The sequence below is a fragment of the Xanthomonas sp. BRIP62418 genome (assembly GCF_003993495.1).
GTDB lineage: Bacteria > Pseudomonadota > Gammaproteobacteria > Xanthomonadales > Xanthomonadaceae > Xanthomonas > Xanthomonas euroxanthea.
Genome location: NZ_QEZG01000045.1, coordinates 1 through 13,711 on the forward strand (window position 1 = coordinate 1; position 13,711 = coordinate 13,711).

The 13,711-nt window shown below is 57.6% G+C and carries 10 protein-coding genes; 2 read left to right on the forward strand and 8 right to left on the reverse strand.

The genetic code is table 11. From position 1 onward, the window contains the following. Window positions 1-156 precede the first annotated feature (156 nt). The 6 genes from EO174_RS23075 to EO174_RS16010 all read right to left on the reverse strand — a co-directional run bounded on the left by EO174_RS23075 (window position 157) and on the right by EO174_RS16010 (window position 9,424). Window positions 157-510 carry a hypothetical protein gene (locus tag EO174_RS23075; RefSeq protein WP_206515078.1) on the reverse strand — a complete coding sequence of 118 codons (354 nt, stop codon included), beginning with the start codon at window positions 508-510 and terminating at the stop codon, window positions 157-159. 1,183 nt (window positions 511-1,693) lie between these two features. Beyond that, window positions 1,694-2,428 (reverse strand): SDR family oxidoreductase, encoded by a 735-nt coding sequence (locus EO174_RS15990; RefSeq protein ID WP_104582588.1) that lies wholly within the window; start codon window positions 2,426-2,428, stop codon window positions 1,694-1,696. Window positions 2,429-2,769: 341 nt separating this feature from the next. Next, window positions 2,770-5,856 carry an efflux RND transporter permease subunit gene (locus EO174_RS15995; protein WP_126945839.1) on the reverse strand — a complete coding sequence of 1,029 codons (3,087 nt, stop codon included), beginning with the start codon at window positions 5,854-5,856 and terminating at the stop codon, window positions 2,770-2,772. Continuing rightward, window positions 5,853-6,953: an efflux RND transporter periplasmic adaptor subunit gene (locus tag EO174_RS16000; RefSeq protein ID WP_104582590.1), complete on the reverse strand. Its 1,101-nt coding sequence runs from the start codon at window positions 6,951-6,953 to the stop codon at window positions 5,853-5,855. The genes EO174_RS15995 and EO174_RS16000 overlap by 4 nt, the downstream gene beginning before the upstream one ends. Further along, window positions 6,946-8,358, reverse strand: a complete 1,413-nt coding sequence (locus EO174_RS16005) for an efflux transporter outer membrane subunit (protein ID WP_241240028.1) — start codon at window positions 8,356-8,358, stop codon at window positions 6,946-6,948. The genes EO174_RS16000 and EO174_RS16005 overlap by 8 nt, the downstream gene beginning before the upstream one ends. Window positions 8,359-8,632: 274 nt before the next feature. After that, window positions 8,633-9,424 carry a nitroreductase family protein gene (locus EO174_RS16010; RefSeq protein ID WP_206515079.1) on the reverse strand — a complete coding sequence of 264 codons (792 nt, stop codon included), beginning with the start codon at window positions 9,422-9,424 and terminating at the stop codon, window positions 8,633-8,635. Between EO174_RS16010 and EO174_RS16015 the strand changes: the two genes are divergently transcribed. Beyond that, entirely contained in the window at window positions 9,423-10,037 is a 615-nt protein-coding gene (locus tag EO174_RS16015; RefSeq protein ID WP_104582591.1) for a TetR/AcrR family transcriptional regulator, read from the forward strand. The two genes, EO174_RS16010 and EO174_RS16015, sit on opposite strands and share 2 nt — an antisense overlap. Before the next feature lie 86 nt (window positions 10,038-10,123). Beyond that, window positions 10,124-10,807, forward strand: coding sequence for a MarR family winged helix-turn-helix transcriptional regulator (locus EO174_RS16020; protein WP_241240029.1), 684 nt, complete (start codon window positions 10,124-10,126; stop codon window positions 10,805-10,807). A 54-nt stretch (window positions 10,808-10,861) separates the two neighbouring features. On the opposite strand, the gene EO174_RS16025 is transcribed toward EO174_RS16020, so the two are convergent. Continuing rightward, window positions 10,862-11,989 carry an FAD-dependent oxidoreductase gene (locus EO174_RS16025; protein WP_126945842.1) on the reverse strand — a complete coding sequence of 376 codons (1,128 nt, stop codon included), beginning with the start codon at window positions 11,987-11,989 and terminating at the stop codon, window positions 10,862-10,864. A gap of 102 nt (window positions 11,990-12,091) precedes the next feature. After that, window positions 12,092-13,630, reverse strand: a complete 1,539-nt coding sequence (locus EO174_RS16030; protein WP_241240030.1) for an FAD-dependent oxidoreductase — start codon at window positions 13,628-13,630, stop codon at window positions 12,092-12,094. Window positions 13,631-13,711: the final 81 nt, after the last annotated feature.

Here is a 13,711-nt window from a genome sequence, read left to right on the forward strand (position 1 = left end):
TGAATGCGTAGCGCGCAAGGATGGTTCATCGAGAGTGCACAGGCTCACGCACTGTTACATGCTCCAAAATGAGGAGTGCTAAGAAAAATCAAGGACATAGCGAGCGCACTTTAGAGTGCGGTGTACAAAGGACTTTCTCTCCTACGGGACACGATCCTAAGTAACGCCTGGGTGCTCACGCGCATTCAGCGCGGCACCATTAGAACTCATAGCTTCTGGGCGCTTGAACTGACTCCGTCCAACATGTTGCTGCCAGGCTGCTTCGAGTGCTGCCGGCAGACCGTTCAATTTGGCCAGTTGTGCCTCAAGTGCATCGGCGCTTGCCTGCTGGATCGTGAGGTCTTGGCGGAGCTCGGAAACATTGCCCTGTGCGCGCTCTAGCGTTTCCTCAAGCTGGCGTTCAGTCAGGGCTGCTTCCCGCCGGCTCGTAGCAAGCTGCTGCCTGGCCTGCTTGGACTCCTGACGCGCACTGTCGATCTCAGCATGTGCCCGGTCTTCAGTGGTGCGCATGTGTTGGCTCAAAGTGTCGCGTTCGGCACGCGCCCGCATCCTGCAATTCCTGGAGCTGGATCTGCAGCGTTTCACTGGTGCCTTCTGCACCGGGTGGCACGCAAAGCTAAGGCGTCGCGCTGCTGGCCAAACAAGACGCTCCAGCTCTGAGGCCCTTGTGGCAGCGAGCTGTTCCGCTTGGTGAGCCTCGTGGGTCAAGCTTTCAGCCGGGCAAGTTCGGCCTGCATGATGTACCGATCTCGCTCTAAGGTTTCTCGGGCGTCTAGGAGGGATGCACGATCAACGAGAACCCAAAACCTGCCATCAAGTCTCCAGCCAGCGAACAACTCGGTTCGGTAACCCCGTGCCCAGATGGGCGCGGATGCGCTCGACCGTGGGTCGCTCGCCATCTGCAAGTGCACAGGCAGCGCCGTGCATTTCGGATTCGGTGATGCCTCTGGCCACTGAAACTGTCTCCTATGTTACATCCCTGCCCGCAGTTGACGTAGTCGCATAAGTCTTCCTGATCCTAATATCGTTTACCCCCGTGCCCTTCCCCGCCTTTCGGACCGGCATCCGCTCCCGGCCGAAAATGGGCCTGCTTTGCGACATGTCGGCTTCAGGAAAAAGGCGAGTTAAGATTAGGGCCACTAGCAGCCGGCCGAGCCCTACGGTACGGTTGGTCGAATTTAAGTGGGCGAGCCTTTCCTATCCCGCTGCTGCAGTTCCTGGGCCTGCCGCTTGCGGCAGTTCCTCGGGACATCCTGCTGCTACGTCCCTCAGGTCTGGTTGGCGACCGAATGCTGTTGCAGTCGGAGGCAGCCGCCAACGCGGCCTGCGCCGGCATACGTGTAGGGCTTGCCGCGGGTGGGGCGCGGCCGCACCTGGCCTGAAACGCACACCCAGTGCTCGTCCATTCCTCCACTGCACGTGGGCCCACTTTCTTGCTAGTCCCTGCGGGCCTCACGCCTCCGAAGCGACAGTCGCGTCCTAGCAGCTCAGTGTGCTGGGGGCAGATCTTCCTTTTAGGCATTTCCATCTCCGATCTTGCCCGCGTTGGCTATACCTACTAATCAGGGCAGGAAACAAGCAATTTTCGGAGTTGTGGGGCCCGTCCGATGATGATGATATTTCGTCACTCTACGGATCCCCCGGCGCGCCTAATCGCTTACTATATTTACGCCAGAAACCGACAGTCAATTTCTCACACATGTTGACCACCGTTTACGTGAATCTCTGCACCATTTACGTAGGACGCGCTGCTGGTGCAGAGGAAATAAACCAGTGATGCAACTTCTTCTGGCTTTCCTAAGCGATTCATAGGGACCTGCCGATCAATGATATCGACGGTGCCCGGCGACAGAATTGAGGTGTCAATCTCTCCTGGGGCAATTGCATTGACCCTTATTCCATGTCGACCGAAACTGAAGGCCATTTCTCGAGTTAGAGCAGAAAGGGCTGCCTTCGAGGTTGCATACGCGACGCCCGCAAATGGATGCACTCGGGATCCCGCGATAGAGGTCACATTAATAACGGCTCCCTTAGCGGCTTTCAATTCGTCGAAAAGGCCTCGAGCAAGTAGTGCTGTGGAAAAAAGATTAACGTTAAAAACCTTGATCCAGGTGGCGTAATCAGACTCCAGCACGCCGAGCCGAGTTCCCCCAGGCCCTTTCGGCGAGATGCCCGCATTATTCACTAGCGCATCCAACCGCCCTCCCATTCGTTCTTTAATAGCGGCCATGCTATCGCCAACGCTGTTGATATCCTCCAAATCGAGGTGAATATGATTAAGCAGGCCTTCTGCCCAAGGGCACTCAGCAACCCAATCTTGACGGGAAGCGGTAAAAACCTCCCACCCGGCTGCATTGAAATGCTTAACCGTGGCGTGGCCAATTCCTCGACTAGCACCAGTAAGTAAAAGTTTCTTTTTTTCACTCATAATTAAACCTTTGCGTGACTTTTAAGGTTTGCAACAACTTAGTGATAAATAATGATTGCGTAAAATTGGCTATAAAAATTCACTGATGTGGAGTTTTACATCCATGGCGTTGGTGATAGCGTCCAGCGTATGGCTTATTACACGCTGCAGTTAGATTTAATTTCTGCGAGCGTGCTTTTCCTCGAATAGAGAGTCTTGCCGTTGTCCGAATGTCTTGCGTTTCTTAGTCCAAAAAATAGATTTTCGAATATTCGTTTTAAAATGACCATGCGCTTCCGGACGGGAAAAAGGCTGAGAAACAGCGTGCATTGCTGATGCTGCCGCTTGGCGAAATCACCATCTCAATGAAGGATCTGCTGTTCAGTTGACCGATGATTTTTGGCGCCTAGCCATCGAGACAAGACACGCTCAAGATCATCGATATAAGTGAAGGCGACTGGCACTGCTAACAGACTCAACGCGGTTGACGTGATTAGTCCGCCGATCACTGCGATCGCCATCGGTTGGCGGAAGCTGGCATCGGCGCCCAATCCCAGAGCGATCGGCAACATGCCCGCAATCATAGCCAGGGTCGTCATAATAATTGGACGAGCTCGCTTGTGGCAGGCATCAACCAGTGCCTCACGAACCGACAATCCATGCTGTTTGATCCCTATCACAGCATATTCCACCAATAGAATGGAGTTCTTGGTGACGATGCCCATCAGCATGACCAGCCCGATCATGGACGGCAGGCTCAACATGCCTCGGCTCACTAGCAGCGCCACGAATGCACCGCCAACGGACAGTGGAATTGCCGAAAGAATGGTCAATGGCTGAAAGAAGTCGTGGAACAGCAGCACCAGGACGCAGTAGACACACAGCACCCCAATCACGATGGCCATACCGAAGCCCTGCATGAGCTCTGCCATCACTTCCGCATCGCCCGTTTCGATCAGTTTGACGCTTGAGGGCATCGCGTGGATGGCGGGTAAGGCTTTGGCCATAGATAGCGCCTGACCTAGAGGCATACCACCAAGATCGGCAGTGACGTTGACGTATCGGCGTCGATCATAGCGATCAAGCTGGGTCGGGCCACTTTCAAGTGTGATGTCGGCAACGCTCGATAAGGGAATCAACCCATTGCGTCCGTGAACTCTTAGATTAGATATAGTGTCTATGTCCTGTCGCGAGGCATCCGGGATGCGCACCTGGATTGCGACCTGGCGGTTGTCGAGGTTGAGCTTTGCCATCTGGGCGTCAAAATCGCCGTTGGTCGCGATGCGCACCGTTTGGCCGATGCTTGCGGTGGAGACTCCCAGCTCCGCTGCACGCTGCGGGTCAGGCCGCACAACAACTTCCGGACGCTCAAGGCTGGCGGTCGAGGTGATGTTGGACAAGCCCGGCACATCACGCAATTGCCGCTCCAGTGCCTGCGCGCTGGCTTTCAAGGCAGCCTTGTCGTCTCCGGCCAGGATAAGCGACATTTTTTCGCCTAAGCCTCCCGTGCCCATGGAGAAGCGCGCACCGGGCACCCCATGCAACGCTGCGCGCACTTGGCTCTCGATCTCGATCTGGGCCGGGCGTGAACCGCGCGCCGAAAGCACCAGCGTCATAGTTGCGCGGCGCAATTCGCCAGCTTGGGTTTGGCCATGTCCGGCGGGCTGCGAGACACCGGCCGTTGCCATCACATGATCGATTCCCTGAATCTTTTCGATTGCGCGGGTGGCCGCTTCCACCGTTGCGCGCGTGGCCGTAAGGCTGCTGCCCGGCGGCAACTCCACGTTGATGTTGCTGTAGCCCTTGTCCGACGCAGGAATCAGTCCGGTCTTGAGCAGCGGCACCACCGCAATTGTGGTCGCGAACACGCAAACGGTTCCAATCAGGGTGAGGCGGCGATGATCTAGACACCAGCGCATCCAACCCAGGTAGCGGGTCATCAATGTGCCGTCTTTTTCCTCCACACACTGTGTATGCGGTTTGAGGAAGTAAGCCGCCATCATGGGCGTTAAGATACGCGCCACCAAGAGGGAGGACAGCACAGCCACCACCGCCGTCCAACCGAACTGCTTGAAGAACAACCCCGGCACACCGCTCATCATGGCGGTCGGCAGAAACACTACCACCAGGGCCATCGTGGTGGCCATCACGGCCAGAGCTATCTCGGTCACCGCCTCGCCGGCCGCCTGTTTGATGGGCTTGCCCATGCGGCTATGGCGCTCGATGTTTTCGATCTCGACGATCGCGTCATCCACCAGGATTCCCACGATTACGGCCAAAGCAAGCAGGGTGAGCGTGTTGAGCGAGTAGCCCAACCAATGCATGGCTGCAAATGTAGGAAGGATCGACAGTGGCAACGCGGAGGCAGAGATCAGCGTCGCACGCCAATCACGCAGGAACCACCACACCACCAGTACAGCCAATAATGCGCCTTCGTAGAGCATGTGCATGGAGCCTTCGTACTGCTCATGCGTGTAGTCGACCGTACCGGAGACCTTAGTGAACCTGAGGGTCCCGTCGGCAGCATGCAGGCTGTTTAGGGCATCGGAAACGCCTGAAGCTACCTGCGTCTCATCAAAACCCTTTGCCCGAAAAATCCGGAAACCGACCACTGCCTTACCATCCAGTGTTGCTATCTGGGTGCGGTCTGAAGTGGTGTCCCTTACAACAGCAATCTGATCCAGATTGATGCGCCGCCCATCCTCCAGCACCACGGGAAGATGATTGAGTTCATCGGCTTGCTTTACGGTTGCGATGGTTCTGACGGCTTGCTCGTTGCCGTTGACCTGCCCACGGCCACCGGAAGATTCCTGTTGCACGCTCTTCAGCGCACGGGACACGTCAGCAGCAGTAGCACCAAACGCAGACAAGCGTGCAGGGTCCACCTCTACACGCACTTGTCGCTGTACGCCACCAACGCGCTCAAACTTGCCGATGCCTGGAACGCCCAGTATGGTCTTGTTGACGGTGTCATCCACGAACCACGACAGCGCTTCTTCATCCAGATGTGAAGACGCAACCGCGTACAGCAAGGTTGCCTCATCGCTACCGACGCGCACAGCGCTAATAGAGGGCTGCTGCAGATCCGTAGGTAAGTCCGAGCGCACCCGGTCCACCGCGTCCTTGGTCTCGATCAACGCATCGGAAAGCTTCTTCTCCAAAATGAACTCGACATTGATGCTTACCTGGCCATCGACGATCGAGGTGCTGATGTGCTTAATGCCCGACAGCGTTGCCAACGAATCCTCCACTTTGCGTGCGACCTCTGTTTCAAGCTGTGCTGGTGCGGCACCAGGTTGGACCAGCGATATCACCACGGTAGGCAGATCGAGATCGGGCATGTTGGCGATGGGCAATGCTCGGAAGCCAAGGACGCCGGCAAGCGACAGCAGGATGAACAACAGGATCGCGGGGATCGGGCTGCGGATCGACCAGGTGGCAAAGTTCATGACTTGCTCCTCGCCGCTGCAGGCGCCGCTGTCACATGCACCAGATCGCCATCGTTGAGGAAGCCGGCGCCTTGCGCGACGATCTTCTCGCCGGCATGCAGCCCTGACACGATCTCGACGGCGTCCCCTTGACGACGACCGACGCTCACCGGCTGAAGGCGAACCCGATCGCCAGCCAGCAACGTCGCCGCATAGCTGCGACCATCCCGGATCACCACGCTGGTGGCGGGCACGACCAGGGCAGGACTTTCGGCCAGGGTCACCTTGCCTTGCGCATACATGCCGGCGCGGGCAGTGCTACCGGGCGCGATATCGGCGTAAACAATACCTAGCCGGGTCTGGCTATCGAAACTGGGAGCGGCCTGTCGCACCTTGGCGATCGCGCTCTTGCCATCCGGCAAGATCACCTCGATCGGCTGACCTGGTGCAAGCCTGACCAGTTGGGAAGCAGTCATTTCGCCCCGCCACTCCAGCCGATTCTGACGAATCACGCGAAACAGTTCCTGTCCGGTCGCTGACACGGTGCCTACCGTCGCGCTACGGCTACTGATGACGCCATCGTCGGGAGACGTGACGACGGCATAACGCACCTGTAGCCGGGTGGACTGAAGTTGAGCCTTAGCCATGTCGGCCTGAGTCACGTATTGCAGCACGTCTTGTTCGCTGATACCGCCTGAGCCTTGCAGCTGCAGCGCTCTGACACGGTTGGCATCTGCCTGCTTCCAGGCCGCATCAAGTCGGGCATCGTCGGCCTGAAGCAATGCCGCGTCATACCTGGCGAGTACTTGTCCACGCCGGACCTGATCACCAACATTCACGCGAACATCGGCCAGTTGCAGGCCGGAGACCTGGGCGCCGATCACCGCTTCCTGCCATGGGGCGATCGCACCGCTGGCCTCGACCGTGATGGGCCAGCGCGCCTGTGCAACCTCGGCGGCGGTCACCGTCAACGCAGCAATAGAGGTCGGTGGTGGCTGGGTCGCGGCGGATCGGGGAGCTAGTAGAAAAATGCTGCCGAGCACTGCCACGGTGCATAGTCCGGCAGCGATGGCTGAGGTGCGACCAAAACGAGGTCGAGCGTGAGAGGAATTAGTCATGGGATGCGATGTCCGAAGTGAAAACCACGGCGCCGCCGGTCGCTTTGACAAGCGCAACCCAGGCCTGTGCCTGGTCGCGGCGAGCAGAAATCTCGGCATCCTGCGCGGATGCGAACTGACGGCGGGTGTCCTCAAGTTCGAAGAGACTGACCGCACCCAGCTTCCATTGCGCCTCAGATGCCTGCAGCGTGAGGCCGGCGGCGCGCACGCCGGCCTGGGTCGAAGCGAGCCTGGAGGCAGCGGAGGCCTGCGCAGCCAATGCGTTTTCCACATCCTGTACCGTCGTGCGCAGCGTGCTGTCCAATGCCGCGACCGCCCGGCGATACCGCGCGTCGGCGGCCCTGACGTTCGCTGCCCCTGCTCCACCGTCGAACAGCGGACCTGTGACGCTGGGTCCAATCGACCAACCGGTAGTGTCCAGTTGCGATCCGGCGGCGCGAATCCATTGACCGGTCAGCGCCGCGGCTAAGTTAATGCGCGGTAGACGGTTCGCACGGGCTGCACCGATCTCCGCCCAGGTGGCGGAAACTTCCCGCTCGGCCGAGATCACATCGGGGTGCTGGGTCAGCACTGTCGCCGGCAGATTGGGCGCGGACACGGGTGGTTGTGGCATGAAGATTGCTGCCGCGTGGGCCGCACGGTCGACGACGCCAACCATTGTTCGTACCGTCGCTGCATCCCTCCCGCTCAAGGCGACCAAGGCATTGACCTGCCGCGTACATTGTTCCTGCTGGCTCGCCAGGCTAGCGCGTGATGTGGAGAGGCCCGCTACCGCGCGTGCATCGTCGACCGGAGCGGCAGAGCCGGCATTGATACGCAGGCGGGTCAACGCCAGGGTCTTTTCGCGGGAGGCGATGTCCTGGAGATAGACCCCTCTGGTGTTTTCACACGCACGCAGCGACAGCACGCCGTCGGCGACCTCCGCAGCAAGCGCAAGACGCGTGGAGGCCGCATCGGCGGTCCGTGCGTCGAGGCGGCTGCGTGCCGCTTCGATCGAATACCGTAGATGTCCGAACAGATCAAGCTCCCAGCTGAGCGTCGGGCCCGCCGCAGTCGAAGTGCTCAAGATGCGTTCGCCGGCCGACGGCTGCGAGTTGTTCAGGCCTTTGGCTCTGCTGATGCTGACGTTGCCATCGACCGCTGGCGCCCTGGACGCTGCGCTGACGCGCAGTGTCGCTCTGGCTTCATCGATGCGTGTTGCAGCTTCCTGAAGCGAAGGGTTGTCGGCGATTGCCGCCTCGATCAAATTATCGATCGCCATGTCACCCAGTTCGCGCCACCATGCATGTTCATGCAAATCCGTGTACTCACCTGGTTGAGACGGCGCAACCGACCAGCTCTCAGGCATCGGCAGGTCAGGCATGACGTACGCGGGCTGTAACGCGCAGCCGGTCATGGCAAGCATCAGCGCGGTGAGTGCAAGCGGCAGTGACCGCCCAACTAGGCGACAACATGCGTTGCCACTAGGACTGCGGGCGTATTTATTCTGTATTGGAGTCATTGTGTGAAGACCTGAGAAGTCAGCGTCTAATCTCGGCGAAAGCCTGTCGATCGGGCTTCGGTGGCGTCAATTGATTTACGGAAGTCTGCTAGAGCCATCATCGCCATGCATTTCGCTGCCAAATGAAGGGGCGTGGTTTCGCACATCCAGCAGTTCGCCCTTTTCCGCGCCGAATTAGTTAATGACGAATGACCGATTCGGAAGTAGGAAGACGCCATCGCTGTTCGATTCTTGCGTCATCCGCGCGATAACCCAATGCGATGACCAGCGGTATGACCGACCCTCTGGGAAGCTCCAGCACTTTGGCGACATCGCCAGCTGAAAATCCTTCCATCGGACAAGAATCGATTCCCTTTGCAGCGGCTGCAAGCATGAGCGTCTGGGCGGCGAAGATCGCATTGCGCGCGGCCCAGTGGCGACCGCCGGTGTGACCAACAGGCAACAAGGACAAGGTCGGACGTGCCAATGTCGCAAGCAGCAGCAGCGGCGACCACAACACCGACGATCCGATACCAAAGATGCGCTGAAACATACCCAGTTGCTTGCGGTAGTAGGCCTTAGATTCAGAGGCAAGCGTCGATTCGTGTTCGACGTAATCAAGTTGCGCTGCGATGGTTCTTTTGCCCAGGGCCGGACTCGCGACGAAGACCACAAAATCCGCTGCGGTTGCTGCGGCTTTCTGTCCTTTGCATGCCAATGCAATCTTTTTCTTCATAGGCGCGCTACGGATCCAGTGGAGCTGATAGGGCTGGAGATTGCCGCTTGACGGGGCTAACGCCGCTTCCTCGAGCAACGCATAGATATCCTCCTCGAAAATCGGTTTTGTTTGAAATTTACGAATCGCCCTGCGAAAGCGGTTCGCGGCTTGAAAGGCGTCCCAATGACGCTCCGGCTCTTGTGTGTTCATGGACCAAATAGTAAGTTGATACTTGGATTTATAAAACTCACATTCCGGCTCGGCAAATGTCATGAAAAAAATTTCACTGAAACCCAAGAAGATGCCGGCTCAAGCACGGTCCAGAGCGACGGTGGACGCGATCATTGAAGCAGCAACTTACATTTTGACCAGGGTTGGCTGGGAGGGGCTGACCACTAATGCGATTGCCGAGCGAGCGGGAGTCAACATCGCTTCGCTTTATCAATATTTCCCAAATAAAGAAGCGGTAATTGCAGAGCTCCAGCGTAGACACGCCATAGAAACACGATCTGATGCACGCAAAGCCCTGGAACAATTACCAAAGCGCCCCTCGCTGCGGGATGTTCTGAAGGCGCTGGTGGAGCTGTCCGTTCAAGAACATCGCATCGCACCCGCGGTACATCGAGCGATCTACGACGAGCTGCCGCGCACAGTGCGTTACCTAGAGGAGGACAAAGAACAGCTACGCAGGCAGTTCCTGGAGATCATTGAGCCCTTCATGCACCATGTCCCGGACCCGGATCTCGCGACCTACATGATGAGCATCGCTGCCCACGCGATCATCCATACTGTTACCGCAGAGCGACCAAAATTGCTAGACGAGGCTATATTTGTCGAGGAGTTAGTAACGCTTCTCGAGAACTATCTTACTCGGCCGCCAAAGTAAGTTACCTTGTGCACCGCGCTGCAATTTTTTGGTCGATCCTCTGGAAGAGACCAGGTACCTTGGCAATTTCAAGTCTTGTTTAGGCAATGCGGAAATTAGCACGTCAGCGCCGGCAGCAAGCAGATCTGCGCGCCGGCCGTGCCATCCTGGAGCTTGGCCAGGCGCCCGACTGTGAACGTCTTAGCAATGGCAACTGTGCCGCAGGTGCTACTTGGTTTAACCCTTTAGGCTCGACTTTAAAGGCTTGGCAATATGCATGTATCATGCATCTATCTCATGCCCATTTGACCCGAATGAAGAAAAAGCATTCCCCCGCGAGCCGACTCCGAGAGCTTCACGGGGCGTTATTAGAGATCGTTGGCGTCATGAATAGGCCCCAGCGAGATGAAGCGATCATTCGAGAGGCCGGTATTTCATTGGATCGCGCCCAGTTTCCGCTGTTGGTACTAATAGAGAGATTTGGGCCTATCGGAGTTGTCGAACTTGCCGACCGGGTGGGACGCGATTACACCACAGTTAGCCGACAGGTGGCCAAGCTTGAAGAACAGGATCTGATCATTCGACGGGAAAACTCTTTCGATCGTCGCGTACGCGAAGCGGTGATCAGTAAAAAAGGAAAGGAGATGACCGACCTCGTCGACAAGGCGCGCAAGAGAATCGGATTCGCGATTTTTTCCGAGTGGGAAGAGCATGATCTGGACGAGCTGGCACGTTTGATGCGTAAGTTTGCAGACGACATCCAGCGTGAGGTCCCGCAGAACCCTGAATAAGCACAGTCGACTAGCTGTGCGCAGCTCGACAATGCGGCTCTGCTAGCGAGATGCTCACATCAGCCCAAACATCTTCCTGAATCGAGGCACCAACATGTGTTCCGCCTTGATCTTGCGTGTCAGCAGCGGCGAACGGATCAAACCCAGGCCACGTAGCTGGATGATGCCTTGCCCGCTTCCGAGGGTGACGGTCATGTTGGCGTTGTTTGTCTTGGGACAGTAAGTCTTGAGCTTACTGCGGTTGCGTTGCCCGGCCAGTACGCGGCGAATGTTGATGGCAGCAGGTGCGATTTGCCCACTGATGTGCCAAGCCATCTTGTTCTCATCAAGATCGGTGATATCGCCTAGGGCAAATAGCGTATCGTGGCCAACGACCTGTAGCGTCGGCTCTACGCGTACGCGCCCATGCTCGTTCAACGTGGTTTCCAGCTGGGGACGCATGTAGGCTGTATTAGGACTCCCACCTGTGCACCAGATCAGCAGGTCGTACTCCAACATATGTCCATTCTGCGTTGTCGCCTGCCCGGGTGTGCTGAAGACCTGATCCGACGCGCCATCCGCAGTGAGAAGGCAATCGTTGGTGATGATTTCAACGCCCCTATGAGTGAGGAAATCATGTGCGAATCGGGCTGCAGCTTCGGAGGTGCTTGCCAGGATGCGCTGTCCTGCTTCGACGATGGTGATTTGCTTGTCCGGATACTTGTCCACGATCTCGCCAGCTACCTCGATACCGATAGGGCCACCTCCGACCAACACAATTTTTTGTGCGGCGAACAGCCGTGCATGGAACTCGCCATAGAACGTTCTACGCTGGGCCGTGCTCATGCCTTGACCACGCATCAAGTCATTGGCGAATGCGCTACCGGTTGCAAGTACATTGACATCTCCACCGATGTTGATGGTTTGACCGTCCGGTGTTCGTACGATGCCGACACGCGGTGTCATTGTCTCCAATGTGCCACGTACATGCCGTACCCGTGGCAGTGCCTTGGCGAACGGAATCACGGCACTGTGCGAGAAGAACGGATCCACCAGGCTGCGTGGTGTTGACATGGGAACTTCAAAATAATCGTTGGAGTCCACCAGCGTCACCTGCTGGGTCGCGGACAGTGCTTTAGCCAGTGAGGCGCCAGCAATGCCACCGCCAAAGATGACGACATAGTTATGCAAACGAGCGTTCAAAGGATAGTTCCTGATCAGAGCTGCACACTGACGGTGGTGCAACTAGGGTGATACGGGATCGAAGGCGCAGATGAGGTAGCTGCGTGGCAGCAGAGGCATGCGCTAGGCTTGAAGAACACCCGCGGTATGCAGATAGTCGGTGATGCGTGGCAATTGGTCGATCCTGCCGGCAATGGCGACGTAGCCATCCGGTCGTACAAGCACCAGGTCGCCCGCTACAAGACCATAAGCGCGCTCTATGTGCTGACCCAGATCCTGTAGATCACCGTCCGTTCCGATTGAATAGGTACGAACGCCTGAGTAACGCGGCAGCGTCTTTGGAGCAATCTCGTAAGCCAGCAATGTCCAGTGCGGCCCTTTGAAGAGCTCGAACAATCGAGTTGCCTGTCCAGCGGCTCCGAGTAACGGCGCGTCTGGTGCGCGGGAACCTGAAGTGATCGCCGTCGTAGACGATGTTGGCCAAACCAACGCAGACTCATCGTAGTGCAGGTCCAGCTGTTGCGTCTGCCGACCACGGCGCAGGTCGCCCTGCTTTGCTGCATCGAGCAGCTTGGCTGACAAGCCCAGCATTTCGGCAGCGATTGGCCGGCGTTCCTGCTCGTAGCTATCGAGCAAGCTCTCGGACGCTCCACGGATGACAGCAGCCAATTTCCAACCAAGGTTGTAGGCATCCTGGACACTGGTGTTGAGGCCCTGCCCACCGGTCGGCGGATGGATATGCGCAGCGTCACCAGCTAAAAAAATGGGTCCGACACGGTAACGGTCGGCCAATCGTGCGCTCATCGAATAGCTCGATGCCCAAAAAACTTGCTCGACACGGATCGCGCGGTCGCCGATGCGCGAGGTGATCATCTCATTGAGTCCACCGACCGACAGATCGATCTCGCCTTCCAGTGGTACGGGTGCCTGGATCTGGAACCAATCAGTTCCTGCCAGTGGGCAGAACGAAATCTGCGTTTCCATTGACGTTTGGTTGAACCGATGCCAGTAGTCGCGATCCAGTCCACTGATCACCACATCGGCAACGATCGCACGCACGCCAAGTGTCTCGCCTGGGAACTCAATGGACAGAGCCTGCCGCACGAAGCTGCGCCCACCGTCAGTCGCCACCAGGTAGCGGCTGCGGAACAGATGCACTGCGTTCCCTTCGCGCAGCTCTACAGTGACGCCAGTGGCATCCTGCTCCATGCTGACCAGCTCGCACCCATAGTGCGGAGCGTGCCCGAGCTCGGCAAGGCGGTCACGCAAAACGCGTTCCGTCAGGAACTGTGGGGCCATCAATGGCTGCGCAAAGGGCTCGGCGGTCTTCGCTTCCAGGCGTTCGGAGGCGGCGGTCGTGAAACTGCCGTCTTCAGCGTAGGTTCGCTCTGGCGGATACGGACCACCTAAAGCTGCCAGGCGGTTTGCGATGCCCAGGTCTTCGAAGATCTCCAGCGTCCTTGGCTGGATGCCCTTACCGCGTGAGCCGCCGAAGGGCTCGCTGATCTTGTCGATCAGACGGAAGCGAACACCCCGGCGCGCCAGCTCTAGCGCCAAGGTCAAGCCGGCCGCACCAGCGCCGCAGATCAACACATCGAGGTCATCAGGGTCTTTCATTGCTGCTCCAATATGTGCATTTTGCACTTGATTTTTGCGGATCATACAGTGTCCTGGAAAGAGTGCAATAAGCACATAATTCAGAAATGTGAAATTTACAGTCAATGCGATCGACTGTGCGCTGCT

Bases quoted from the DNA above. Each gene is read 5' to 3' on its own strand.
- EO174_RS23075 (WP_206515078.1), bottom strand. From the start codon at position 510: ATGCGCACCACTGAAGACCGGGCACATGCTGAGATCGACAGTGCGCGT.
- EO174_RS15990 (WP_104582588.1), bottom strand. From the start codon at position 2,428: ATGAGTGAAAAAAAGAAACTTTTACTTACTGGTGCTAGTCGAGGAATT.
- EO174_RS15995 (WP_126945839.1), bottom strand. From the start codon at position 5,856: ATGAACTTTGCCACCTGGTCGATCCGCAGCCCGATCCCCGCGATCCTG.
- EO174_RS16000 (WP_104582590.1), bottom strand. From the start codon at position 6,953: ATGACTAATTCCTCTCACGCTCGACCTCGTTTTGGTCGCACCTCAGCC.
- EO174_RS16005 (WP_241240028.1), bottom strand. From the start codon at position 8,358: ATGCTTGCCATGACCGGCTGCGCGTTACAGCCCGCGTACGTCATGCCT.
- EO174_RS16015 (WP_104582591.1), top strand. From the start codon at position 9,423: ATGAAAAAAATTTCACTGAAACCCAAGAAGATGCCGGCTCAAGCACGG.
- EO174_RS16010 (WP_206515079.1), bottom strand. From the start codon at position 9,424: ATGACATTTGCCGAGCCGGAATGTGAGTTTTATAAATCCAAGTATCAA.
- EO174_RS16020 (WP_241240029.1), top strand. From the start codon at position 10,124: ATGCGGAAATTAGCACGTCAGCGCCGGCAGCAAGCAGATCTGCGCGCC.
- EO174_RS16030 (WP_241240030.1), bottom strand. From the start codon at position 13,630: ATGATCCGCAAAAATCAAGTGCAAAATGCACATATTGGAGCAGCAATG.